The 23,983-nt window shown below is 68.0% G+C and carries 19 protein-coding genes; 10 read left to right on the top strand and 9 right to left on the bottom strand.

Annotation, left to right across the window (positions count from 1 at the left end; all coding sequences use genetic code 11):
• Window positions 1–5 precede the first annotated feature (5 nt).
• Window positions 6–2,654 carry a carboxypeptidase regulatory-like domain-containing protein gene (locus IPG50_08795; GenBank protein ID MBK6692288.1) on the bottom strand — a complete coding sequence of 883 codons (2,649 nt, stop codon included), beginning with the start codon at window positions 2,652–2,654 and terminating at the stop codon, window positions 6–8.
• Window positions 2,655–3,039: 385 nt separating this feature from the next.
• Between IPG50_08795 and IPG50_08790 the strand changes: the two genes are divergently transcribed.
• The 6 genes from IPG50_08790 to IPG50_08765 all read left to right on the top strand — a co-directional run bounded on the left by IPG50_08790 (window position 3,040) and on the right by IPG50_08765 (window position 10,275).
• Window positions 3,040–4,143 carry a hypothetical protein gene (locus tag IPG50_08790; GenBank protein MBK6692287.1) on the top strand — a complete coding sequence of 368 codons (1,104 nt, stop codon included), beginning with the start codon at window positions 3,040–3,042 and terminating at the stop codon, window positions 4,141–4,143.
• Between the two features lie 73 nt (window positions 4,144–4,216).
• A complete protein-coding gene (locus IPG50_08785) occupies window positions 4,217–6,106 on the top strand; it encodes a hypothetical protein (GenBank protein ID MBK6692286.1) in 1,890 nt (629 codons plus the stop codon).
• Window positions 6,103–7,056: a hypothetical protein gene (locus tag IPG50_08780; GenBank protein ID MBK6692285.1), complete on the top strand. Its 954-nt coding sequence runs from the start codon at window positions 6,103–6,105 to the stop codon at window positions 7,054–7,056. The genes IPG50_08785 and IPG50_08780 overlap by 4 nt, the downstream gene beginning before the upstream one ends.
• A complete protein-coding gene (locus tag IPG50_08775; protein ID MBK6692284.1) occupies window positions 7,044–7,535 on the top strand; it encodes a c-type cytochrome in 492 nt (163 codons plus the stop codon). Before IPG50_08780 ends, IPG50_08775 begins: the two co-directional genes overlap by 13 nt.
• A 164-nt stretch (window positions 7,536–7,699) precedes the next feature.
• Window positions 7,700–8,038, top strand: a complete 339-nt coding sequence (locus IPG50_08770; protein ID MBK6692283.1) for a hypothetical protein — start codon at window positions 7,700–7,702, stop codon at window positions 8,036–8,038.
• Between the two features lie 77 nt (window positions 8,039–8,115).
• Entirely contained in the window at window positions 8,116–10,275 is a 2,160-nt protein-coding gene (locus IPG50_08765) for a sulfatase (GenBank protein ID MBK6692282.1), read from the top strand.
• Window positions 10,276–10,312: 37 nt separating this feature from the next.
• Here IPG50_08765 and IPG50_08760 read toward each other — a convergent pair whose 3' ends face one another.
• The 3 genes from IPG50_08760 to IPG50_08750 all read right to left on the bottom strand — a co-directional run bounded on the left by IPG50_08760 (window position 10,313) and on the right by IPG50_08750 (window position 13,664).
• The gene (locus IPG50_08760) at window positions 10,313–11,932 is read right to left on the bottom strand and encodes a PrsW family intramembrane metalloprotease (GenBank protein MBK6692281.1); all 1,620 of its coding nucleotides are present in this window, start codon (window positions 11,930–11,932) and stop codon (window positions 10,313–10,315) included.
• A gap of 63 nt (window positions 11,933–11,995) precedes the next feature.
• Window positions 11,996–13,135, bottom strand: a complete 1,140-nt coding sequence (locus tag IPG50_08755; GenBank protein MBK6692280.1) for an SUMF1/EgtB/PvdO family nonheme iron enzyme — start codon at window positions 13,133–13,135, stop codon at window positions 11,996–11,998.
• 115 nt (window positions 13,136–13,250) lie between these two features.
• Entirely contained in the window at window positions 13,251–13,664 is a 414-nt protein-coding gene (locus IPG50_08750; GenBank protein ID MBK6692279.1) for an RNA-binding protein, read from the bottom strand.
• A gap of 273 nt (window positions 13,665–13,937) precedes the next feature.
• Here IPG50_08750 and ggt point away from each other — a divergent pair, with 273 nt between their 5' ends.
• Entirely contained in the window at window positions 13,938–15,761 is a 1,824-nt protein-coding gene (gene ggt, locus IPG50_08745; protein MBK6692278.1) for a gamma-glutamyltransferase, read from the top strand.
• A gap of 15 nt (window positions 15,762–15,776) precedes the next feature.
• On the opposite strand, the gene IPG50_08740 is transcribed toward ggt, so the two are convergent.
• Window positions 15,777–16,916, bottom strand: a complete 1,140-nt coding sequence (locus IPG50_08740) for a VWA domain-containing protein (protein ID MBK6692277.1) — start codon at window positions 16,914–16,916, stop codon at window positions 15,777–15,779.
• A 60-nt stretch (window positions 16,917–16,976) separates the two neighbouring features.
• Window positions 16,977–17,717 carry a leucyl/phenylalanyl-tRNA--protein transferase gene (locus IPG50_08735; GenBank protein MBK6692276.1) on the bottom strand — a complete coding sequence of 247 codons (741 nt, stop codon included), beginning with the start codon at window positions 17,715–17,717 and terminating at the stop codon, window positions 16,977–16,979.
• A 73-nt stretch (window positions 17,718–17,790) separates the two neighbouring features.
• Here IPG50_08735 and IPG50_08730 point away from each other — a divergent pair, with 73 nt between their 5' ends.
• Window positions 17,791–18,984, top strand: a complete 1,194-nt coding sequence (locus IPG50_08730; protein MBK6692275.1) for a metallophosphoesterase — start codon at window positions 17,791–17,793, stop codon at window positions 18,982–18,984.
• A 15-nt stretch (window positions 18,985–18,999) separates the two neighbouring features.
• Here the strand turns inward: IPG50_08730 and IPG50_08725 are convergent, their stop codons facing one another.
• The gene (locus IPG50_08725) at window positions 19,000–20,124 is read right to left on the bottom strand and encodes a PHB depolymerase family esterase (protein MBK6692274.1); all 1,125 of its coding nucleotides are present in this window, start codon (window positions 20,122–20,124) and stop codon (window positions 19,000–19,002) included.
• A 45-nt stretch (window positions 20,125–20,169) separates the two neighbouring features.
• Here IPG50_08725 and IPG50_08720 point away from each other — a divergent pair, with 45 nt between their 5' ends.
• Both IPG50_08720 and IPG50_08715 read left to right on the top strand, forming a co-directional pair.
• Complete coding sequence (locus IPG50_08720) at window positions 20,170–20,625, top strand: hypothetical protein (GenBank protein MBK6692273.1); 456 nt, start codon at window positions 20,170–20,172, stop codon at window positions 20,623–20,625.
• A 100-nt stretch (window positions 20,626–20,725) separates the two neighbouring features.
• Complete coding sequence (locus IPG50_08715) at window positions 20,726–22,357, top strand: hypothetical protein (GenBank protein MBK6692272.1); 1,632 nt, start codon at window positions 20,726–20,728, stop codon at window positions 22,355–22,357.
• On the opposite strand, the gene IPG50_08710 is transcribed toward IPG50_08715, so the two are convergent.
• Both IPG50_08710 and IPG50_08705 read right to left on the bottom strand, forming a co-directional pair.
• Window positions 22,358–23,284 (bottom strand): hypothetical protein, encoded by a 927-nt coding sequence (locus IPG50_08710; GenBank protein ID MBK6692271.1) that lies wholly within the window; start codon window positions 23,282–23,284, stop codon window positions 22,358–22,360.
• The gene (locus tag IPG50_08705) at window positions 23,284–23,955 is read right to left on the bottom strand and encodes a hypothetical protein (GenBank protein MBK6692270.1); all 672 of its coding nucleotides are present in this window, start codon (window positions 23,953–23,955) and stop codon (window positions 23,284–23,286) included. Before IPG50_08705 ends, IPG50_08710 begins: the two co-directional genes overlap by 1 nt.
• Window positions 23,956–23,983: the final 28 nt, after the last annotated feature.

The raw sequence follows: 23,983 nt of genomic DNA, 5'->3' as shown, positions 1-23,983 counted from the left end.
CTCGATCACTTCGGAACGCCGCCGCCGCATTGGTTGGGCGTTCCTCCGCCGCCGCAGACCTGCCCGTTGAAGCAGGGGCCGCAGTCGACCAAATTGCCGCATCCGTCGCCGATGGGGCCGCACTGAGCGCCGATGCCGGCGCAGGTGAGCGGGACGCAGCCGCCCGCCACGCAAGCGCCGCCGATGCACGCTTGGTTAGGCGGGCACGTGCCGCAGCTGAGAAGCTTGCCGCAGCCGTCTCCAAGGGGACCGCAGCTCACCCTCTTCGCGGCGCAGGTGGTCGGCGTGCAGCTGCCGATGCCCGATGAGCCGCACTGGTTGGTGCCCCCGCCACCGCAATATTGTGGCGGCGTGCACACGCCGCAGGAGATGACGCCACCGCAGCCGTCGCCTGCCAGGCCGCATGTGTAGCCTTGCTGCACGCAGGTCTTGGGGACGCAGCCGGCGCTGCTGCCGCCGCACTGGAAGGGTGTTCCGCCGCCGCCGCAGGTTTGACCGGCGACGTTGCAGGTTCCGCAGGAGAGCACGCCACCACAGCCGTCAGCGGCTTGGCCGCAGTTGAAGCCCTGTTGCTGACAGGTTTGCGGCGTACAGCTCCCGGACGTTTGGTTCGGCGGCGAGATGCACGTCGTCAGATCGAACATCATGTACGCGAGGACCTTCTCCTGCGGCGTGAGCGGGTCGTCGTCGCACTCGTCAGGGAACGTCTCGCCGCCGGTGTCACTGTTGGTGGTGACGTGGAAATCGCTGAAGATCACGCGACCACACTGGCTCGCAGGCGCGGTCCCCCAGGGGGTGTTGAACGCGTAGTGTTGGAGTGCGGCTTCCGGTTGGTTGTTGTAGGTCGTGAGCCACCGCTCCGCGCCAGCCGCGACCGGCACGTCCACGTCGTGGCGAGCTTCGCTGATGGCGACCCGCGGCGGGTTGGTGTTGGAGAGCGCGCCAACGATACCGAGCCACGTCGCGAACTGTTGCCCCTTGCTGCTGGTGGTGTCGACGAGGCCCGTGACGCTGTTCCAAGAGTCTTGGTTGATGCCCCACGCGGCCGTGGTGCTCCACGGATTGAGGTCGTAGAGCCACACGTAACTGTAGTGGGTCGCCAAGACGCGACCGCCCTTGTTTGCATACGCGAGGACTCGGTTCTTGCGCGTCGCGCTCTTGTTTTCTTGGTCTCCCACACAAGCAAAGATGACCGCATCGTACTTGTCGAGCTCGGCCTGGCTACCGGTCAGGGTGTCGGCGTCGGGGGCGCCGCCGCCACCACCGCCGCCGCCGCCGCCGCCGCCACCGCCGCCACCGCCCGGCGGACGAGCGCCGTTGTCGCGGTAGAGCCGAATGCGGCCCGTTTGGTTTCCACGCGAAAATTCGCTGTCAGCGACGCCCATCTTGCGGAAGACGCACTCGAGGGCGTCGACGTCTCCCGTCGAGATGGCAATGAGCGGGATGTCGCCCTCGGCCTTCGTGCGCGGGAGCCGCGTGAGGTGACCGTCGAGCGCCTGCGTCGTGCAGGACGTGACGCTTGCGATCTGCACTTGTCGCCGCCACTTGCCGAGCTGAATCACGAGCGGGATGTTGGCGCCCGATGGAACGTTCTTCAGCGTGAACTTGCCGTCGGCGCCCGTGGTCGTCGAGACGAGAGGCGCGCCGCTCGCTGTGGCACCGCACTTGTCACAGCTCACGCCGGTCGGGAATGCGGTTACGGCGCCGTTGGGGACGTACACGACAGCACCCGGAACGGGGAGGGCACCGAAGGCGGAGTTTGGACCGCCCGGAGCCCACACCGTGCCCGTCACGGTCGTCTGGACACCGCCGTCACACTTTGCGATCTGCGGACAGAGACCCGTGCACCCCGCGTCGACGACGCCTGCGTCGCCCGCACCGCACTTGCTGAAGCCGCCGCCGCCGCAGAATTGCGGCGACGTGCACGTGCCACAGGGAGCCGTGAGGCCGCCGCACCCGTCGCCCAATTGACCGCATGTCGCGCCGTAGAACGCGCACGTTCTCGGCGTGCAGGCGATGCCGCCGTCGGACAGTGTGCCGCGACAGACGTTGGGCGTCTGTAGACCGCACACTTGGCCGCCGGGGCACGTGCCACACTGCAGCAGCCCCCCACAGCCATCGGCCACGGGGCCGCAGTTCTTTCCGAGGGCTGCACACGTAGTCGGCTTGCACAGCGCGCCGCCGTCGCCAACGCCGCCATCGGGGAGCCCGGTGCCGCACTGGCTCGGGCCGGCACCGCCGCAGAACTTCGGCGCGGCGCAGTTGCCGCACTGGATGACCCCGCCGCAGCCGTCGCCTTGGGGACCGCAGCCGGCGCTCAAGTCGGCGCAGCTCTTCGGCGTGCACTGGACTCCGCCATCACCGATGCCGTCGCCGCACTTGCTTGGCCCGCCGCCACCGCAGAACCCGGTCTGGCAGGAGCCGCAATCGATGACTTGCCCGCAGCCATTGCCCTGCTGCCCGCACTCGGCCCCGATCTCGGCGCACGTCTTCGCGACGCAGCCGCCAGTCCCGGTTTCGGCGAAGGGGTTGTCGCCGTCGACCAGGCCGCCATCGCCCTCGATAACGGGATCACCGTTGCCGCTGCCGCAAGCGGCCAGCACGACCGCCGTTCCAACCGCCATCACGGCGAGGCCGAGAGGGAGCTTACTCATGCTGGGACCTTCCTTGGCAGCCCGGTCGATGCGCCGCCGGGATCAGGGACGGGCGGGGAAGGGCGGGGCGGGCTGCTCCAAGGAGGGTATCTCGAAGGGCTCGGAGGCAGGCATTTTCGGATCGCTTTCTGGGGGCAGGCGCCTTCGTGTCAGGTGACAGGTCCTGGCGGGGTGCCGCTAGCGCACCAAGGATCCACCCCGGCGCGTCGAGGAGCGCCAACCCCGCGAAAAGCCCGAGATGCGGACTCGACCAATCACCTGGTGCATCCGTGCACCACCCGGATCAGAAGTGACCCATCACCTCACTGGAACATCGCGGTGTCACCTGGATGCCACTTCACCCTCGATGGAAGCAAGACGCTGCGAGCGGAACCGCCCCGGTGGCATGTCTCTCGCAGCAGACAAGGCGATGCGCGCTCTCGTCCTGCTTGCTGCTTTGGTCGCCGTCGCCGGATGTTCCCGGCGTTCGAGCGGTCCGGTTGCGGTCAAGGGTGGCGCGGCCAAGAGCGCGGCCACGGTTGACGTGCCGGCCCCCGTGGGAGGCGTGCATGGTGCACGCAAGCTCGAAGGACTCGACGTTCCGGTCTACGTCGACGGCAAGCCCGTCGCGACGCTTCGCTTCGGCGAATTGCCTTCGTCGCTCGTGCCGCGCGGCACTGCGAGCAACCGCGAGGTTCGCTTCTATCGATTGCACGACTACCTCGCCGCCGTTGGCGTCCCGATGGCTCGGCTCCGTGCCGTCCATGTTCGTGGCAACGGATTCCGCGTGGCGAGCCTCGAGGCCGACGAGCTCGCGAAGGACCCGGACCGCTTCCTGTTCCACTTCCAAGACAAGGAGACCGGGATCGCCCGGACCTTCTGGAGCACTCAGGGCCTCAAGAACCTCTTCCGCTCCGACGAGATTCGCGAGCTGTTTGTTTTCGTCGATAAGGAGGCGCCGGTCGTCGCGAAAGAGCGCGCCTGTTACCTCGAGGCAGGCCGCTGCAGCGACAAGGTCCCCTACGCGGAGGACAAACTCGCGAAGGGCACGCGCGTCTACGTTGACGGCAAGCTCGTTGGGCAGGTGAAGCGCCGCCGTCTTGGTGACGACCTCATCGTCGGCAAGTCCCAAGATGGGCAGCCCCAATTCGCGTTGACCAAGCTCATGGCGAGCTATGGCGTCGACCTTGAGAAGGCCGCCTCCGTCGACGTCCTCCTCGGAGATGACCTGATCGGTCGGGCCACGGGCCGCGAGCTCATCGCGCGAGAGGCCGAAGCGAGGTTCGTCCTTCCGCCTCACCAGCACGGGCGTGTGAAGCTTGGTGTGCCCCCGTCCTTTCAGTCGACGGACGCCCCGGTCTCCGCAGCGGAGACGGACGTCACGGCGGTCCTCGTGCACGTCGGCACGCAACCGCGGCAGCGCTCTCTTACTCCGATTTCAGAAGCCATCTCGGCCGCGGTCTCCGCGTCCGAAGAAACCCGGCTGGCCTCGGTGGCCAGCGCTCAATGAATCCTCGAAGGGTCGGCACGCCCCCGCCGGCACTTCCCATCTGCAAGCACGCAAGCACAGGGAGAAACTCCACATGAAGAAGCGCGGAACAACACTGGCCTTTGGGATCGTGGCGGGGCTTGGATTTTCGGCCGCTACCAGCGCTCCTGTCAGCGCTCAGACGGCGCCCGCGGCTCCCGCGCAGCCGACCGTGCTCATGCCGACGGCGACCTACCTCGCGCACCGCGTGGCCAACGGGCCCGCGAACAAGCCGGTAGGGAAGAACACCGGTGCTGGCGTGATGGACGCCGACCCCGCCTTCTTGCCGTTGCCCAACGGCAACGTGCGCATCGCGGTTCTCGGAACCGTGTCGTCGGCGCAGCCGAACAACGCCGGCAGCTACATGCAGGGCGGGATCTACATCGGCGACCTCACGGCCGACAAAGGGCTCGTGACGTCGCCGGCGACGTCGATGAAGATGTTCCCGACGCTCAACGGCGAGCGCGCTTTCATGCGACCGCAGCTCAAGCTCTTCAACATGAGCAGCAAGGTCTATGGCATTGCGCTCATCGCCACCGAGGACAACGGCCGCAACAACGGCAACCCGCAAACGAGCGCCTTCGTCGTCGACGAGACCGGCGCCACCGTCACCATCGAGAACTCGACGCGGCAGAACAAGAAGGACAAGCCGACGAACATCATCACGCTCGGCGACATGCAAGACGACCAGCAGTGGGGACCGCACAGCGCTTGTGATTTGGGCGCCACCCCGACCGGTGGCGCGAAGTTCTTGATTGGCATGCAGCGCAACAACAACGACGCCTTTGCGGCGCAGGTTGTCGTGGAGCCCGGTGCCGCTGGCGGAGTCAACGTGACGGTCCCGTACATCAAGGAGCTCGTGCAAGACGCCACGCACAATCGCGCCAAGGTGACCTGCCCGGCGCCCGGCTCGACGTCGGCCTACCTCGTGAGCGTCGACGGAAACAACCAGCCGTCCGACGCGATTCGCATGGTCGAGTTCAACGCCAACACCGGTGAGCAGATTCAGAGCAAGCTCATCGCCGAGAAGTCGAAGGTCAACAACAAGACCATTCATACAGTGCAGCCGTCGGGCGCCGTCCTCCTCGGCAACGGCCTCGCGGCGGTCGGCTACCAAGAGAGCGAGAAGGCCGGCAAGAACAACGGCGGCAACGGTCACACCGGTGGCGCCAACCAGTCCATCATGGCCATCATCAAGCTGTCGGACTTGTCGGTCGTGAACAAGATCCGCACGGTGGCTCCCTACCAACGCCACGCCTTCAGCTTTGCGACGACTTTCGGTCCTGGCGCAGGGCAGCCGGCCATCGGTGTGATGGGCGGGTCCTCCACGGGAACCGGCGACGGCAAGCTGCAGATCGTCAGCGTCGACGGCGTGGGCAAGCCGACGGTCGACCCGGCCATGCTCTTTCAAGTCTCGAAGTTCGCCGACGTTGCGAACCTCCCGGCTCGCGGCAAGCGCAACCCGAACAACCAAGGTGCAGGCTTCCTGAACGGTATCGGTGGCGTGCCCAACCCCGGCTACGGCAAGGGTGCCGCGGGCTTCATGCCCGAGGTGAAGACGTTTTTCTTGTCGGCGCTCCCGGGCTACGCGGAGCTCCCTGCGGCGAACCGCGAGAGCCTATGGGTCTCGCTCGTGCCGGCGACGTGGGACCCCAAGGTGACGCCGGTCCCCGGGCCTGCCACGGAGAACGTTCAACCGGGCCCGCTGCCGGTCGTCAACGCGCCCGCGCCGCAGGTCCAAGGCGGAGTCGACGCCTTCGGAAATCCGGTACCCGGCGGCCCCGGCGGGACCGTCACCGGTGACTACGGTGGCGCGGACCTCAGCAGCGGCGGCTGCTCTTCTTCGCCTCGGAAAGCCTCGTCGGCCATCGGCGCCACGCTGCTCGGCCTCGGGCTGGTGGCGGGCCTGCGTCGCCGGCGCAGCAGCAGCAAGAGGGCGCAATGATGCGAGGCACAGCGCTCCTCGTTCTGGCGATCGGCGCGGGGGCCCTCGCGGCCTGCTCGTCGCCGACGACCCTGGACGGCTACGACGGTGCAGGCGCTGGCGGACCGGCGGCCTCGCCTGGCGCTCCCGCAAGCCCGGCGCCGGGCGCGGGTGCCACGACGGCTGGTGCGCAAAGCACCACGAACCCAGGTACGGGCGCGGCTCAACCGGTTCCCGCGACGGGGCCCGGAAGCTTGGCCTCTCCGGCCCGGCAGAACTTCATCAGCAAGGTCTTCCCCGCCATCGGCGCGTGCGTAACGTGCCATGCAACGGGAAACCTCGGGGCGCCGAAGTTCTTAGGGGCCGACGCCGCCAGCTCCTACGCGGGTCTCGATGGCCGCGGTCTCATCGTGACCAACAGCCTCTTCGTCACGAAGGGTTCGCACGCCGGCGGGGGTGCGCCGGCCTTGGACGCGAACCAACTCACGCTCGTGAACCAGTGGCTCGCGATGGAGGCTCAGGAGCGCGTCGGCCAAGCGGCGCCGGTCAACATCCTCGAGAAGATGGGCGGGTGCCTCGACCAAGCGCTCTTCGACGCCATTCAGTTCGGTCAGCTTCGCACCCAGCAGCGCAACAACGAGGACGAAAACAACTGCACCGGGTGTAACAACGCGCCCTGTCGAACGTGCCACCTCGGCGGCGACGGCAACTTCTACATGGCGGTGGGCAGCGCGCTCGACACGAACACCTTCGTCGAGACCAAGAAGACGAAGTTCATCGTCAAGTACTTGGGCTTGAACGGCACGACGCCGATCGCCTCGAACGCCATCACGCTCAAGGGACAGGCGACGGCAACGGACCGGCCCTACAGCCACCCGATGTACACCATCAACACCGAGATGCAGCAGCGCATCGACGCATTTGTGAATGCGGCGATTACGAAGTATCAAAACAAGCTGTGCGGTCAGTAAAGTTCGTTCGCGTGCTCTTCTCGCTGGTGGCCCTCCTGGGCTGTTCCAGCGAGGAGACGCTCGGTCCGCCCGGTTCCGTGTCTGCGCCGCCACCTGCAGACGGTGGCGCCGCGCCCACCGGACCTGCCTCTCCCGCGACAGGGCAAACGGCCGTCGGGACACGGAAGTGTACCGACTGTCATGGCGCCAACATGGCCGGCTCGGCGGCCAAGCTCGGCGGGCAACCCGCGGGCATCGACCTCTACGCCCCGAACCTGACACCGGACCCAGAGACGGGCATTGGCTCGTGGACCGACTCTCAGCTTCGCTACGCCATTCGTGAGGGCATCGACAAGGACGGACTCAAGCTCTGCCCTCAGATGCAGCACTACCTCACGATGCCCGAAGACGAGGTCGCCTCGATCATCGCTTACCTCCGCTCGCTTCCACCGGTAAAAAACGCGGTTCGTGAGAGTGTTTGTCCGCCGTTGAAGCGTTAGCCGCGGAGGCCGTCTAACGCGTGGGCGCAGCCTCATTCAGCCAACCCGGGCTTCGCGCACATTGGGCGCGGAGCGCGGTCGCGCTTGCCGAACGCGCCCATTCGCCCCATTCTTTCTGTCTCCCCCGCGCGGCGCCGTCGCGCAAAAAGGAAAGGACCCCCTCGATGCGCATGCGCAAGGTCTTCGTCACCCTCCTCGCCCTTGGAACGTTTGCTGTCGCGGCTGTCGCGAGCGCCGAACACGAGGACAAGGTCGACGTGGTCGCCGGCAAGGGGGAGATCGTCGCGACGGCCAAGGGGAACTGGCACATCAACGAGAAGTACCCGTGGAAGGCGACCGTCGGCGCCGTGGTGATCAAAGGCGAAGACAAAGTGAAGCTCACGCCTACGAACGCGAAGATCCTTGGCGTCCCCGCCGGAGAGGCCGAGGTGAGCGTGGGAATCTGCTCGACCAAGGACGGCCAGTGCATCTTCACCAAGCGCAAGGTGACGGTCGGTGGCTGAGGCGACGCGGTAGCGAACGACACGACGTGCGGCGGGGGTGACGCCGCTGCGCATGAAACGTACAATCGCGGGCCTTCGTGCTCCGCCTTCGCCTGCAGCGCGCACTGCCCTTTGTGGCGTCACCGCCGGTGCTCGGCGCGTTGACGATGCTGCTCCTCGCGAGTCTTGCGGCAAAGGAACCCGTCGTCGCCGAGCACGATGCGGCGCTTGGCGCGCAGGCCGAAGCCATCGCGCGCATCGTCCAGCAGCAGTTCGCCGGAGAGATCAGGCGCGTGATGGTGGCGATCGTGGCGGCGGCCGCGTGCATCGGTCTCGTGCTCGGCGGCGCCGCCGGCGTGCTCGTCGATGTTCACGACGCGATGCTCGAGCGCTCTGGCGTGGGCCGCCGTGGCGGACCGCGTTGGCGCCTCGCGCGGGCCTTGGCGATCACCTTGGCGCTCGAGGCGTGGTTTCTCTTCGAGGCCATGGCGCGAAGGCCGCAGCTCTACGCAGACCGCTTCTATGCGCACGGAGGAATTTGGCGCACGACGCAGGTGCTGGTCACCGACGTCTTCGGTCCCTTCCTGATCGCGTCCCTCGGCGCCGCGCTCTTCGTCGCCTACGGTCTGGGCCTTCCGCGCGCGTGGCCTCGCTATCGAGTCGTGTTGCGGCAAGCGCTTGGTCGCGGGACGCACGCGCTCGGCCTCCTCGCGGCGCTCCTTTCGATGCACGCAGCGCCGCCAGCGCCGGCGCCAACGCCGGCGCCAGCACCAACGGCAGCGCCAAGAGACCGCGCCTTGGCGATGCGCGAGGCTCGGCCGATGAACGTGCTCATTCTCGCGGCCGACTCGCTTCGCGCCGACCGCCTGAACGCGCGCACGATGCCGAAGACCGACGCCTTCGCCGCGCGAGGCGCTCGCTTTGAGCGCGCCTACGTCTCGCTGCCTCGCACGTTTCCTTCGTGGGTCACGCTGCTCACGGGGCGTTACGCGCACCACCACGGCATCACCACGATGTTTCCGACCTGGCGAGAGCGCGCTCGGGACTTCGACGCCCTGCCCGCCAATCTTGCGAAGGCCGGCTATCGCACCGCCGTCGTGAGCGACTACGCCGGAGACATCTTTAGTCGCATCGACCTAGGCTTTGGCGAGGTCGCCACGCCCACCTTCGATTTCGCGGAGCTCATTCGGCAGCGGGCTCTCGAGCGGCAGACGCCGCTCTTGCCGTTCTTGGATACGGCGCTCGGTCGCGCGGCGTTCCCAACGATCCGCGAGTTTCAGACAGCCGCTGACCCGCGTGTGGTGGCTGACGAGGCGAGGGCCGTGCTCCGCGGGAGAGAGCCGTTCTTCGCGACCGTGTTCCTCTCGGCGGCCCACTTCCCGTATGCCGCGGCGAGCCCCTACTACAAGCGCTTCACCGACCCGGCCTACCGAGGCCGGTTCAAGTATCACAAGCCGGTGGGCCTCGCCGGAGAGGCCGAGCTCGACGCCGACGACGTCCGGCAGGTGCGGGCGCTCTATGACGGTGCGGTGCTCTCCGTCGACGACGCCTTCGCTCAAATCCTGCGCGAGCTCGAAGACCGCGGTCTCGCGGAGCGCACGATCGTTGTCGTCACCGCCGATCACGGCGAAACGCTCTTCGAGCACGGTCGCTGGCACGGACACGGCGACCACCTCTTCGGCGACGAGGGCGTTCACGTGCCGCTCGTCATGGTAGACCCGCGCGCGAACAAGGGTGTGCGCGCCCGGCAAGTCGTTCGCGACGTCGACCTTGCCGCGACCCTCTACGAACTGACGGGCACGCGCGCCGCAGGCGAGCTCGACGGCCGCTCGCTCGCGCCGCTCCTCGCGGGTGCGACGCTCGAGCCCAAGGTAGCCGTGGCCGAGTCGGAGCTTTGGATGGGCGACACGCCGGGCATTCCCGCGGCGCTCCGCATGCCCGTTCCGCCGGTCACCCGGCTCCTCTCGCTCGACACCGAGCACCACAGCGAGATCGTGCTCCGTGAGGACGCGCGCGCGCTCACCACCATGGCTCGCCATCGGATGGCGCGCGACGAGCGCTGGAAGCTCCTCTACATCCCGACCCGCGAGGGCGTCGTCTTTCGGCTGTTTGATACGGAGAACGACCCGGCCGAGCTCGTCGATATCGCCGCGAAACACCCCGCCGAGGTCGCGCGCCTCAAAGGCGAGCTCTTTCGCGCGACCCTGATGGACAAGCGGCTCGAGCAGCGCGGCGACTACCTCTTGCCACGCGAGTGAGTTGCCGCCGACGCTCGAGTGCGCCTGAACGACCGGGTCAGGCCGCCCGCATCTCCTGCACAAACATCACGACGATGAGCACCAGGCCCAACATGCCCTGAGCCAAAGCCAAGGCCGCACCAGCAGGACCGACGAACGACGAGGCGTAGACGAAGCTCGCGCAAGCGACGACGACGACGGCTCGGGCAAATTGCCTGAGGAGGCCCGGTGTCGGTCCGCGCGCGGCCGCCGTGACCTCGCGCAGGAAGAGGCGCGTCAGGATGATGAAGATCGTCATCGACAGGAAGCCGAGGCCGTCGAGATCGCGGCTCGAGAGGAAGAGGTCGTAGGCGCCGTGCAGGGCCGTGACCGTCAAGAGCGTGCGCGAGAACGTCGGCGCGTCTCCTCTTTGATCGCGAAGCGCATCGAAGGCTGCGAGGGCCAAGAGGCCGCTCAGCGCCATGTGGAGAAAATTCGCCGTCAGAAAGCGCGACAGTCCCGTCGTGAGGCCGCCGTGCTGGAGGTATTGCACGTTCTCTTCCGTGGCGAAGCCGAGGCCCACGAGCGCCCCGCAGGCGAGCACCTCGAGTCGATTGCCGCGCGCACGCAAGATCGGAAGCAGCGGCAGAAATAGGAGCAGCTTGCAGAGTTCTTCGCGGAGTCCGACCCCGACGGTGAAGAAGATGAAGTCGCTCACGAGCTCGCCACGCTCACGAAAGCCCAACAAGCTCTCTTCGAGACCCACCACGACCAACGTCGGCAGGACGCTCACGATGCCCAGGACAAACGCGGCCAAGAAGAGCGGGAGCCGCGACGAGAGCTGCTCACGGACGCGGCCGAGGCGAAGGAGGAAGAGGAGCCACATCGCGCCCGAGATGGCGGCCATGGCGAGCGCTGCCGGGGGGCGGCGTTCGAGGGCGATCTCGACGATGGCGCGCACGGCGCCGCGCACGTCTTTGGTCCTGACGGCGTAGCCGTAGCGCAGCGCCGGCGGCATGTGCGGCGCGACGGCGGGGTTCTTCATGCGCTCGCCGATCTCATCCCAGAGCTCGGCCATCACGAGGATGCGCATCGCGAGCCGAAAGTCGTCCGCGCGTTCAGGGAAGTGAAGCCCCTCGCGTTCGAGGCGCGTGGCCGCCTCGATGAGGCGACCATTGCGCCGCGCCTCGTTGCCCAGCAAGTGATTGGCGAAGGGGGTCGGCGGCTCCCGCGCGGCCAGCGCGACGACCCGTTGACGAAGCGTTTCAGGGACCTGCTTCTGCAGGGCGGCTCGCCAAAAGAGCCCCATGAGCTGCACGTCCTCCGTGAGGTCGATGCGTGAGAAGAGGCCGTCGATCTCAACCTCCGCGACGAGGAAGGCGTCGTTGCTGCGGAGTGTGGGGCCGCTCTCCGTGAGGACCCGCTGGTGATGATGATTGTCGAGGAAGGCCAAGAGGAGCGGTACCGTCACGCCTTCCGACAGCGAGGTCCACAGGAGGCGTTCGGCGCCGCCGAGGTTGCCCTTCTGCTGCAAGGCCTCGGCGCGGGCTAGAGCGCTCGTGTCGTGGCGGCCAGGCCTCTCGAGCCAGAGCGTTGCGAGGACCGTGACGAGGAGCGCCACGACGATCTGCACCGTGAGCGCGCGGCGCCCGGCTCGCCAAAGGCTTGAAGCCAGCAGTCGTCCAACGGGGATCGCCATTCGCTGCGTAAGGCTAGAACGGATTTCACCACGGCCCGACGCCGAAATCGCGCCTGACTTGGCCTACGGCAGGCTCTTGCAGCAGCGGAAACCGAGGTGGTAGTTGACGTGAAACGCGTTCTCGATGGGCTCTACGTGCCAGCGCGGATCGTAGTTGCAGTGATCGGGGTACGTGTCGTGTCTCGCATCTTTGGGGTGCGGGCGATCGTGTTGCCTCGCCACGTCGACGTAGAAGAACGCGCTCCCCTTGAGCTGCGTGACGGTGCCCGATGCTGAGGTCGGATCGCTGTGCCCCGCCTTGCGGGTCATCATCTCGGCCACGTTGCCGTGCTGATCGAACACGCCGAAGCGCGAGCGACAGCGAGGAAAGCTGCCCACTGGCTCTGTCTCGGTGGCGCACGTGGCCCATGCCGTCTGCGCGGTCCGCACGAGGCAGGTCCACTCGGGGCCGCCGTCCTTGTAGTCGTGAGGCTTCTGCGTATTGCACGCATCGAGATCGAGGTCGTTGCCGTAGGCATAGACGGTCGGGGGCCCGCCGGCGGGATCGCCGCCGCACGCGAGGTTCCACTCATCCTGTGCGCAGAGGCGCTTGCCCTGGGCCGCGCAGATCTTCACAGCTTGCGACGGCGAACCCCAGACCATTGGTAGCTCGCAAGGCCGGTTGGGAAACTCGAACGTGTCGATGCAGAAGGCACCCTTTTGGGGGTCGCCGCCGCGCCAGACGGGAACCATGTTCTCTGCGCCGCAGCGCGCCCGCTGCTCGGGCGTCTGAATCACGACGCCGCTCTTCCGAAGATTCGCCTCGCACGCGCGCTTGCCGATCTCATGCCTGGCGCGCGCCTTGTTGCCTTGGTTGAAGCGCCCCGGGGTCGGTTCGAAGACCCACTTCAAGAAGGGACCCGGGAGGCCCGGCGAACCGTCGGGCTTTGGAGGGAGCGTCATCAGCGAGGCGAGCTCTTCCGGTGCCATACGGTGTAGGTCCATCGGGTCATCCGGCTCCACGCTCGGCGCGGCTGCGTCGCTCGGGGTGGCGTTGGTGGCGTTGGCATCGCCAGCGCGGGCGTCGGGCGCTCCGACGGCAGGGGACTTGGCCTCCGGTGTTGATGCGGCCGGTGGTGCTGAGGGCATCGGCTGGGCGCAGGCTCCGCTCGCGGCGGCGCTCGCGAGCGAAAAGAAGACCGCGGTAGCGAGGCGCCGTGACACGGTGGAACGCTACCTCCCCGTACTGCGGGAGACAAAAAGCCAGACGGAGGGCGTACAAAAAGCCGAAGGGACCGAGGCGGAAGGCCCCGGTCCCCTTGGATCGGCTGCACGTCGGTCAGCCGCGTCGGCCTCGACCACCGCCGCGATCGCCGCGGTCGCCGCCGCCGCCGCCGCCGCCGCCCCCGCGATCGCCGCGGTCACCACCGCGGAAGCCGCCACCACCGCCGCCGCCGCCGCCGCCATAGGAGCGGCCACCGCCACCGCCGCCGCCGCCGCCACCTGTGCGCTCGCGCGCTTCGTTGACCTTGAGGGGGCGGCCGAGGAACATCTTGCCGTCCATTGCCTCGGTTGCCGCGCGACCTTGATCCGCGGTGGCAAACTCGACGAATCCGAAACCGCGGGAGCGCCCAAGCTCGCGGTCCATCACGACGGTCGCGCTCACGACCTCGCCGAATTCACGGAAGGCGTCGCCGAGCTCAGCGCTCGTCATGTCATAGGAGAGATTTCCGACATAGAGACGGGTGGCCATTGGTCAATCGTTCCCGCACCCCTCAGCTAACCCTCGAGCGAACGCGTGGTGCAACACATCCACCTGAGCGAGCCTCCGCACCGGAGCGGAGGCGATCGGACGACAGCCACGCGGGACCCGAAGACTGCAGGGAGCGAAACCGACGACGGACTAGGTGAAGCTACCATGAGCGAACACGCTCGCAAGGAGGGGGCCCAAGTGCTCGAAATGATGAGCCGTGAGCACCACTCCAAACGCGTTCACGCGGCGCCACACCGCGGTATAAGGGGCGCCATGTTCGCCTTGAAAAACCGCTGGATTGCGGCCCTCCTGTTGGGTCTCCTCGCGTGCGCGCCTGCGGCCGGAATCAAGGCAGGGTCGGAGCCAAAGCCCTCGAAGCCGGTCGCCGCGGGACCGACGGCGACGGAGCTAGCGGCGGCCATTCCGGCGGCATTTCCGCACAAGCGCGCCGTGACCGCCGAGAGCCCGCGCGGCATGGTCGTGACCGACGCCAAGCTTGCTACCGACGTCGGCGCCCGCGTGCTCGGCGTCGGCGGCAACGCAGCGGACGCCGCCGTCGCCACAGCCTTCGCGCTCGCGGTGGTCTTTCCCACGGCGGGAAATCTCGGCGGCGGCGGCTTCGCCGTCGCTCGAATGGGTGGCCCAGAGAGGGCCTCGACATCGGCCGATCTTTGGGCCCTCGACTTTCGAGAGACCGCGTCGGAGCTCGCGACGCCGACCATGTATGGCGAAAACGCTGGCGGCTTCGCGGCGCCCTCTCGGCTTGGGCACCGGGCGGCCGGCGTCCCGGGTAGCGTGGCGGGGCTCGTGGCGCTCCACCAGAAGCTTGGTTCGATGAAGTGGTCGGAGCTGGTGGCGCCTTCTGTTCGACTCGCCGAAGAGGGGTTCGTCGTCGACGAAGACTTCGCGAAGTCGATCTCGTTCGTCGCCGAGCGTCTGGCGAAATTTCCTGCCTCGGCGAAGCTCTTCTTGCCCGATGGTGCACCGCCTAAGGTCGGCTCGACGTTTAAGAACCCGGACCTCGCGGCGGTTCTGAAGCGCATTCAAGAATTCGGTCACAAGGGCTTCTACGAAGGCGCAACGGCTGACCTCCTCGTCAAGGAGATGGCTCGCGGCAACGCGCCCATGACGGCGGGCGATCTACGCCGCTACGAGGCCAAGTGGCGCGCCCCCATGTCGTTTTCGTACCGCGGCCATCGCGTCGTCTCGATGCCTCCGCCTTCGTCGGGCGGACTCACGCTTGCGATGATGGCGGCGATCCTCGAGCCGTACCCGTTGCCGACGCTGCCGTGGCGTTCGCCGCGTGAGATTCACCTCATGGCGGAGGCGTCACGTCGCGCCTTCTTCGCCCGCAACGCGCGGCTCGGCGATCCCGACTTCGTCAAGAACCCCATTGAAGAACTGCGCTCGAAGGCGTGGGCCGATGCCCAGCGTGCCACCATTTCGGAGACCAAGAGCACGCCGTCGGAGTCGCTCGGCATGCGCGAGAAGGCCAGCGGCGGCGCCGGGCCTCACACGACGCACTTCTCCGTCGTTGATGGCAAGGGCGGCGTCGTGGCGCTGACGACGACGGTCAACTGGTGGTTCGGCAACGCCGTGACCGTGGAGGGCGCCGGCTTCGTGCTCAACAATGAGATGGACGACTTCGCGGTCATTCCCGGGACGGCCAACACGTTTGGCCTCGTGCAAGGTGAGCCCAACGCCATCGCGCCGGGCAAGCGGATGCTCTCGTCGATGGCGCCCACGCTCGTCTTCGAACCGGACGGGCAGTTGAAGCTCGTCCTCGGCGGCGCCGGCGGGCCGACGATCATCTCGGCGGTCATGCAGGTGATGACGAGCGTCGTCGATCACAACGTCGATATCGCCTTCGCACAAGCGGCACCACGGTTTCATCACCAGGGGCTCCCCGACCTGCTCACCATCGAAAAAGACGGCCTGTCGGCCGAGTCCAGGGCTGCGCTCCTGTCGCTCGGCCACCAGTTCAAGGAGCGCGACCACATCGCCGACGCGCCTTCGATCGCGTGGAACGGTCGGGCTTGGGTTGGCGCTGCGGAGCCGCGCCGGAACGGCGCCTTGGCGCTGGCGCCTCGCCCGTGACGCTGCCGGTCCGAGCTATTTTGGCGGCGCGCCGCCGGCCGGGAGTTCGGTTGTGCAGCCGAAGATGACGTCCATCTTGCCGCCGCGGTCGGCCTCGAGCGTCTTGCACATGGCGGGGCAGAAGAGAATCTTCGTGGGCGCCGTGACGCTGTCGTAGCGCCAGCCCTTGCCGTCGGAGCAGTCACCGCTGTAGAGCAACGTCGACGCGGCACCGCCGGAAGGCGTGTAGTTTACATTGACCGCGTTGACGTCGAGGGCCTGGCCCGCCGGCGGAGGCGGCAGCGCAAACTCGCAGCCGAGGGCCGACGCACCGATCTGACCGAGCGCCGCCTCGAGATCGCTCTCGACTTGGCTGGGCGAGGCGGCGCTTACTTGGATCGCCGTCGTGCCTCCGCCGGAGGCGATGGTCTGCATGTTCTGGACGGTGCCGATGCCGACGACGTAAGTGGCGATACCCAAGGCCGCCGCTGCCGCCGCTGCGTCATGGACGGCGTCGAGCGTGTTGTCGGTGCAGCCCGTCGGGGCGCCATCGGTCACGAGCACGACGGAGACCCTCTCGTGGGCCCCGACCTTGGCCTTGATGGCCTTGGCGTGCGCGATGGCGCCTTGGAGCGCTGGCAAGGTTGGCGTTCCCGTGAACGGCTTGGTGGCGTTGATGGCCTGCGAGAAGGCCGTCGCGTTCGGTAGCGAGGTCATGGCGACGTCGGGCTTCGCGTAGGAGCTCGCGCTGCAGGTGGTGAGCGAATCGAGCGTGTCGTCGCGGCCGAAAAACGCGAGCGAGGCCCGGAGCCCGGCGGAGCTCGAGGAGGCGAAGAACCCGGTTAGCCCGGCCTTGCACGCGTCCCAAACGCTCATGCCGCCCGCACCGCCGATGGTGAAGCCCATGCTGAAGGAGCGGTCGTACATGAAGACGAGGTGAGCCGGCGGTCGTGTGGCGCCCGCGGCGGCCGTCGCGCAGGCAGACCCCGCCGTGACGGCGCCTACGGTGCCGGGGGCGTTGCCGGGAGCACCGCCGTCTTCGAAGGCGATGGGGCCGCCGGGGGCGGCGCTTGGCTTCGTGGACCCGAGGTTGCGCGCATCACCGGCGCTGCAAGCAAGGGCGGTGAGCGCGCCAAGCGCGCTGATGCAGACGATGCGAGCGGGGCCGGCCGTCAATGTGGGGCTTTCCTAGCAGCGGGGCTCAAACCGTCCACCGCGCGCCGGCGGAGAGGCGGTTTACGCCCCGCTGGCTCGCCAGGGATCAACGTCGGCGAGCGCGCCCCAGTCGCATGAGGGCTTGTCCAACGCGTTTGCGAGGCGGTCCAAATACGCGTCGCGAGGGAGCGAAACGCAGCCCAGCGACGTCAGATGCTCGTTCGGCACCTGCACATCGAAGAGCTCCGCTCCTGCCGCCGTGAGTCGCGCGACGAGATGCGCGAAGGCGACCTTCGAGGCATCGGTGCAGAGGTGGAACATGGATTCGCCGGCGAACAGACCGCCGATCGAGAGGCCGTAGATGCCGCCCACCAGCTCCCGCGATTCTCCGCCTTCGAGCCAGACCTCGACGCTGTGGGCCCAGCCCATCTCGTGCAGCTTCACGTATCCACGAAAGAGCGGCGGCGTGATCCACGTGCCTTCTGGCCGCGTCTCGGCGGACAAGCGCATAACCTCTTGAAAGGCAGCGTCCACCGTGACGACGAATGGTCTTCGCCCGAGGACGCGTCGCCGCAAGGTGCGGACGAGGCTCCGCGAGAAGTGCGCCCGCTCGAGCGGGAAGATCGCGCGAGGGTCGGGTGAGAACCAGCCCACGAGGCGACCGTTCGGCCATGGGAAGATGCCCGAGCGATACGCCAAGAGGAGCGTCGACGGGCTGAAGTCCCCGCCGACGGCCGCCACGTCTTCGTCGCCCAAGTCGCGAGGCGACGGAAACTCGACGCGCGCTGGCGGTGGCTCGAGGGGAGGGAACGGAACGGCCAAAGGAGCGGGCTTACGATAGCCGGATAGGCCCCCGTTGCAGAGGCCTTCCCTCCGGACTAAACCTTCGCGGGCGATGCTGAACCATGGATCGGCCGACGGTTTGCGCACGCTCGTCCTCGCGGACCTTCACCTGACGCGTCACACGCCCAAGGCCGTCGCCGAGGATCTCGTGCGCCTCGTTGAGGCCCATCGCGGGACGCGGATCGTCTTCGCGGGAGACCTCTTCGACCTCTCCGCCGAGTCGGCCCACGTCTCACGTGATCACGGCATCGAAGAGGGCCTGCGCCGCTACCCGGCCGTTGCTCGCGCCTTCTCCGAGCACGTCGACAAGAGCGGCGAGCTCTGGCTCGTGTCCGGCAATCACGATCGCGAGGTCGGTGGCGGCGCCGCTGATCTCGCCTCCGCGTTGCAGCTCACCGGCGACGCGCGCGCGCGTGTGAAGACGACGCCGTGGTTCTTTCGCCTTGGAGCCCTCCACGTTGAGCACGGCCACCTCTACGATCCGGACAACGCGCCGGCGCACCCCCTGGCGTCGGCACCGACGAGTCTTGGCGTCCACTTCGTGGAGCAGTTCATCGCGCCTACGGGAGCCTTCGCTTACTTGAACGTGAACGACGGCACGCCGCTCAAGCTCTTTCTGTCTTCCTTTTCCTGGTACGGCCGCCGCGCTCCCTACGTGATCTACCGGTTCTTCTACTCGGCGCTGACCGCGCTCTTCTCGAGCGGTCCCTTCTTCAAGGACGAACGTGCGCGGGCGCGACTCGCCGACGAACGGATGAAGACGTTCGCCGCCGACCAGGGCGTCGCCCTCGACGTCGCGCGCGGCGTGCTCGCGGGCCGCGCGCGGCCGACGCTCGACAGCATGGCGCACACCTTCGCGCGTCTCTACCTCGACCGCGTCTTTTCAACGCTTGGCATCGGCGCCGGCGCCGCGGCGCTCGCGCTCGGCCGCCAAGTGGAGGGCGGTGCGATGCTCTCCATGGGGGTCGCCATGATGGCGGCCAGCTGGGCCATCGGACACGATCGCTACGCGGGGACGGTCGCCGAGCGCCTTGAGCGAGGGGCTCGCTCCGTCGCCGACGAAGCGGGCGCCCGGCTCGTGGTCTTCGGGCACACGCATCGAGAGGCCACCTTTGAGCGTTACGCCAACACCGGCAGCTTTGCGTTTCCGCGCGGTGCGCCGGGGCGTCCGTTCTTGGAGATCGAAGGCGCGCTCGACCGCCCGCGCGCGCTTCGTCGCTACTGGACGAGCGACGCACCGCGCTGATCCTCTGGTGCGCGGTCAATCGACCAGACCAAAAAACTTCGCCGCATAATACGGGCCGTAGATGCCGGTGCTGTTGGTCCAGTCTTGGCCGCCTTGCTGATCGCTCGCCATCTTCACGCTCGGCTCCGGATCCCAACCGCCCTGATCGTTGCCGCCACCGGGATCGACGGGGGTGCCGTGCCCCGCGCCCTTCATGAGCACCGTCACGAGCGATGGAGCGCTCGGAGACCCATAGGTCACTAGTTCGTGACCCTTGAGAGCGCTCTTCATGGCTGTCGAAGAGGGCACGCCCGACGCGCCGAGCCACTGCTGCGTGAGGTCTGCCATGTTCTCGGGGGTGACGGCGCCGTCGGCGTCGCCTTGAAAGACCAGGAGCCGCGGCTTTCGCGCCGCCGCGTCATTCCAGACCGTCGGGTAGGCCTTCTTAACGAGCGCTGCGTCGTGGTTGCCCGGAAAGGTCCACCCTTGGCCCTTCCGCCCGAGGGCGGCGCACTGCACGGAACATCCGTAGGCGCCTCCCGCGAAGGTCGCGCCGGCGGCGAACAGGTCGGGGTAGGTGGCGAGCATCACGACAGTCATGTACGCGCCCGCCGAGAGCCCGTTCACGAAGACCCGCGCCGGGTCGATGCCGTGGCGCAGGATGGCGTCTTTGGTCATTTGCGCGAGCGCCTGCGGCTCGAGATCGCTCCGGCCGATGCCCGACGTTCCAAAATACGAGTACCAGCTAAAGGCCTGGGTCCCCTTGTCGGGGAAGAGCACGTAGAAGTTGAAGCGCTCCGCCAGGACGGCCCACTGCGATGTGGGCTTGAAGCCCCAGGCGCGCTCGTCGCCGCCTTTGTCACCGCCGCCCTCGACGCCTTGCGTGTACCCGTGCATGGCGATGACGAGACCCGGCCGCTTGTCCTGCGCGCCTTGTCTATGGCGCAACGACGGCGTGCATTCGACGTAGCCGAGGGTCCCGTAGCGTTTCGTTCCTTTGGTGCACGCGGCCTCGTGACGATCGGCGGTGCTACCCGCCGATGACGTTCCGTTGCCGGCGCCTCCGAGCAGCGTCGCGTTAGCCGCGGGGCCGTCGGCGTCGCTGCACGCGAAGCTGAAAGACACGAGCATCACAGCCCCGCACACGCCAGCTCTGCCCATGAGGGCCGCTCAGCACGGTTCGTGCCGTGCCCCAAGATCGGTGAAATGAGCCCCCTTCCGGCGCTGTGCGACGTGCGCGTCGCGGCCCGTGGCTCTCTCGATCGTGACGCCGGTGACGCGGCTCGTGACGGCGTGGGTCGGCTTGGTACACTGGGCGGGATGGCCGCCGATGAGCCGGAAGGAGCGGAGGCGGCGGACGTCGTCGTCGTTCACAGCGCCACCGAAGACGGCGAGGGGGCGCGCGTGGTCCGCCTCAAGGGCGACTCCATCGAGGTCGGTGAGGTGCGCCCTCTCGAGGACGGCAAGCCCATCGTCGGCGAAGTCGTCCGACTCAAGCCGCGCCCCGAGCAACAACGCGTCTGCGACGTCGAGGTCCTTGTCCCGCGCAAGGCGGCTCCGGCGAAGGCTCGCAAGGGCCCGGCGCAAGTGGCGAGCGGCGAGTACCGTGACAACTGGGCTCTCATCTTTGGTGCCCCCAAGGACAAGGGGCAGCTCCATTGAACCCGCACGACGCGAGTGACCCGTCGCGACGCGCGCACCGTTAGCGCAGCGATTCAGCTGAATCGACCACGTTGAGCAAGGTACGAGGCTTCCCTTCGCGATGAGTCCGACTCTTCTGCGCAGGCTCCTTTGGGTCGCCGCCATCGCGAGCGTGTTGCCCCTCTTTGCCGTGGAGGTCTTGCCCTTCACCGACGTGCCCGAGCACCTCGCGGTTATGGCGTCGATTCGCAACTATTGGAATCCGTCGCATCGCATCGCCGAGCACTACGAGCTCGCGTGGAATCGAAGCCAATACCTGCTCTACCATCTCTTGGGCGCCGGACTTTCCGTCGGCGTCGGCGTCGACTACGCGAACCGCATTCTCCTCGCGGCCGCCGGCTTGGCGCAGCCCTTCGCCTTCGCGTCGCTCCTCGCGGCGTTTGATCGTGACGAGCGGCTCGCGCTCTTCGCGGTGCCGCTCTTCTGGAATCGCGCGCTCGTCGTGGGGTTCCTTCCCTTCGTCGCGTCCGTACCGGTGCTGCTCTTCGCCATCGCTGAAGCGGTGCGCTACCTGAAAGAACCCTCGCGACGAAGGTTCGCCGGACTCGCAGCGCTCGCGGTGGCGCTCTTCTACTTGCATGCGAGCGCATTCGCCGTCTTGGCGCTCGTCTCCGTGGTTCTCTCGGTCGCCTTCTCCGCCGTCCACGACAGCGCTCCTCGCACGTCGCGCCGCGCGGCGCTGCAGCGGTCGCTCGCCCTGAACCTCTGGCTCCTCCCGGCGGCCGGCCTTGCCGCCCTGTGGTGGGCCTTGGGGCGCATCACGCTTCACGGCGCCTCGCTGACGGAACAAGGGGAAGTCGGGCACATGAGCGCCTTCCGCAGCGCGCGCGCCTTCTCGCTGTGGACCCACGACGTCTTTCGCTCTCACGTCGATGAGGCTTGTGCCTTCGCCTACTGGGTCGCCTTCGCGGTGCTTCTTGTTCTTACGATGAGGCGCGAGGCGCCGTCGCGAAAGACCCTCGTCGTCATGGCGCCGGTCCTCACGACCCTCGCCCTGTACTTTGTCGTGCCGTTTCGCCTCGGGGCGGCGGCCATGCTCAACGTGCGCATGGCGCCGCTGCTCGCGTTTTTTGCGGTCCTCCCCCTCGCGACGTCACGCTCGAGGGCCACAACGGCTGCGCTCGTTGGCGTCTTTGGCGTGTCCCTCGCGACGTCCGCGAACGCCGCCGTCGAGCTTCGCGCGCTCGTTCACGAGGAGGTTGCGGGCGTCACGGCGCTCTTCGAGCGCACCACGCCGGGCGCGCGCATCGTGACCTTGCCCTTCGCTTCGCGTTCGCCCCGCGCCCACTTCCCGCCGTTCATCCACATGGGCGCGTACCACCGCGTGGTTCACGGCGGCGTGTCGGGGTTCTCCTTCTCGGAGTTGCCCCATTGGCCTCTCCAGTTCCGGCGGGAGGCAGCCCCACCGAAAAAGGCGGCCACCTTCTGGTCTCTCAATCCCTGCGTGTTTCGCAACGCCGACGACGGCCCCTACTACGACTTCGCGCTCGTTAAGGGCGCCGTCGACCCGTTTCGTGACGAGCCGCCGGGGCCCGTCTGGCGCCGCGTCGACTCGGTGAAGGACTTCACGCTCTACGCCAAGGTGCTCGAGCAGTCGTGGCCTGCGTGGGGCACGGACGACCTCGGACCGTGCCGCTCGCGGAGCGCCGCCGGCCAGCCGACACCTTCGCTCGAAGAACAGAGCCGCGAGTGATCAGAGCGAACATGTGCCGCAGCGGCCGCCGATGCAAGCGCCGCTGCAGCAGGCCTCCGAGGCGGAACACGACTCGCCGGCCCTTGAGCATGTTGTAGCGCCCGCCTTCGCGCATCGCGAGCCCACGGCGGAGCAGCTTCCCGAGCAGCAGTCGCTACCGAATTTGCAATCGGCTCCTTCGCTTGCGCATGGGCCCGCGCAAAGGCGTCGTCCGCTGGCGTCGAGGTTGCACGTGCCGCTGCAACAGTCGGCGCCCACATCGCAGGTCGTGCCTAGCGCGGCGCATGGTCCCGGGCCGAGGGCACAGGCGCCGCCGGCGCCGCATTGTCCGCAGCAGCCGGCGGCTGAACCCGAGGAGCAGTCTTCACCGACGGGGCGGCAGACGAGCTGCGGTTCGACGGTGCACCGCAAGTCGACGCCGCACGCGCCCGAGCAACAGTCGCTCGCCGTGACGCATGCGTCGCCGCGTTTTCGACACGCGCTTCCGCCGCAGCGTCCCTGGTTGCACGCTCGGCCGCAGCAGTCGCTCGCGGCGCCGCAAGGCGCTCCGTCGCCGCGGCAATAGGGCGCGCAGACGCGCTCGAGGCTCGTGGCCATGCGCCCTTCGCAGACGCCGCTGCAGCACTCGGCGCGCGTCGTGCAACCCTGTCCCGGTGGGCCGCAGCTCGCGTCGAGGCAAACGCCCGCGTCGCAACGTCCGGTGCAGCAGTCGCTCGCCGTGGCGCAATCGGCGCCGCGCGGCAAGCAATGGAAGGTCGCAGCGCGCCCGCAGTTGGCATCGCCATCGCTCGCGTCTTCGCGCGCTGGCGTCGCCAGACCGGCGTCTGGCAGGGCGGCGACGTACACGAGCAGCTCGACGTCTTCGCGGCCGCAGCTCGCGGTGGCGTTCAGCAAGGCGAGCGCGAGGCACAACCGCGGAGCGCGCATCAGTCGAGCCTCACGGAAAAGCGGAGGGCGCCCTGGAGGGCGAGGGGCTCGAGCACGAGCGCCTCGCGCCCAGCGATCAAGAAGCGCTGCGAGCGCACGAGGACGTTGCCAAGGGCGCGGACGCCGACGCGAGTGCGCGCCCCGAGTTCGACGTCGAAGGCGGCGCCGCCTTCGACGGCCGGATCGATGCGGGGAACGCTGACGGGAGAGCCGAGGTCGCGAAGCGTCGCGCTGAGGCGAACCGCCTGGAGCGCGGGACCTAGTTCGAAGGTGAGGGATACGCGCCCAGAAGGGACGCGCGCGCGCGCCGTGAGGGCGGCCCCAAGGTTGACGAGCGTTCCGTCGAGGAGAGGCGTCGAGACTTCAGCACCGGGACCGCCGGAGAGTCGAAGGCCGAGGCCCCACACGCGGGTCGGCCATAGGCTCATGCCCAAGTCTCCGCGACCCTCCATGGTGCCGACATTGGAGCGGCTGACGCCGCCGCCAACCTCGAGCTCGACGCCCGTGCCGGTCCCCGTCGTCGCCTCCGCGCGGTGCGTCCGCTCCGCTGCGGGCGCCAGCGTCGTCGACCGAAGGACGCTCTTGACGGTGAGCGCGATGGCCGCGGCCGTCGCCTCGTCGTACGGCGGGGCCTTGTCGAGGCTGCGCGTGGTGACGCGTCCGTCCGCCATGTCGACGACGATGAGCGTCGCGATTCCC

The sequence above is a fragment of the Myxococcales bacterium genome, from assembly GCA_016703425.1.
Taxonomy (GTDB): domain Bacteria; phylum Myxococcota_A; class Polyangia; order Polyangiales; family Polyangiaceae; genus JADJCA01.
Note: the sequence above shows the minus strand (reverse complement) of the source record. Positions and strands in the feature narration are given on the sequence as shown.

What these genes read in the sequence shown, in the direction of transcription:
- IPG50_08730 (MBK6692275.1), top strand. Translation starts at nt 17,791, where the DNA reads ATGCTGAACCATGGATCGGCCGACGGTTTGCGCACGCTCGTCCTCGCG.
- IPG50_08705 (MBK6692270.1), bottom strand. Translation starts at nt 23,955, where the DNA reads ATGGCGGACGGACGCGTCACCACGCGCAGCCTCGACAAGGCCCCGCCG.
- IPG50_08760 (MBK6692281.1), bottom strand. Translation starts at nt 11,932, where the DNA reads ATGGCGATCCCCGTTGGACGACTGCTGGCTTCAAGCCTTTGGCGAGCC.
- ggt (MBK6692278.1), top strand. Translation starts at nt 13,938, where the DNA reads ATGTTCGCCTTGAAAAACCGCTGGATTGCGGCCCTCCTGTTGGGTCTC.
- IPG50_08785 (MBK6692286.1), top strand. Translation starts at nt 4,217, where the DNA reads ATGAAGAAGCGCGGAACAACACTGGCCTTTGGGATCGTGGCGGGGCTT.
- IPG50_08770 (MBK6692283.1), top strand. Translation starts at nt 7,700, where the DNA reads ATGCGCATGCGCAAGGTCTTCGTCACCCTCCTCGCCCTTGGAACGTTT.
- IPG50_08720 (MBK6692273.1), top strand. Translation starts at nt 20,170, where the DNA reads ATGAGCCCCCTTCCGGCGCTGTGCGACGTGCGCGTCGCGGCCCGTGGC.
- IPG50_08750 (MBK6692279.1), bottom strand. Translation starts at nt 13,664, where the DNA reads ATGGCCACCCGTCTCTATGTCGGAAATCTCTCCTATGACATGACGAGC.
- IPG50_08795 (MBK6692288.1), bottom strand. Translation starts at nt 2,654, where the DNA reads ATGAGTAAGCTCCCTCTCGGCCTCGCCGTGATGGCGGTTGGAACGGCG.
- IPG50_08725 (MBK6692274.1), bottom strand. Translation starts at nt 20,124, where the DNA reads ATGGGCAGAGCTGGCGTGTGCGGGGCTGTGATGCTCGTGTCTTTCAGC.
- IPG50_08790 (MBK6692287.1), top strand. Translation starts at nt 3,040, where the DNA reads ATGTCTCTCGCAGCAGACAAGGCGATGCGCGCTCTCGTCCTGCTTGCT.
- IPG50_08780 (MBK6692285.1), top strand. Translation starts at nt 6,103, where the DNA reads ATGATGCGAGGCACAGCGCTCCTCGTTCTGGCGATCGGCGCGGGGGCC.
- IPG50_08715 (MBK6692272.1), top strand. Translation starts at nt 20,726, where the DNA reads ATGAGTCCGACTCTTCTGCGCAGGCTCCTTTGGGTCGCCGCCATCGCG.
- IPG50_08710 (MBK6692271.1), bottom strand. Translation starts at nt 23,284, where the DNA reads ATGCGCGCTCCGCGGTTGTGCCTCGCGCTCGCCTTGCTGAACGCCACC.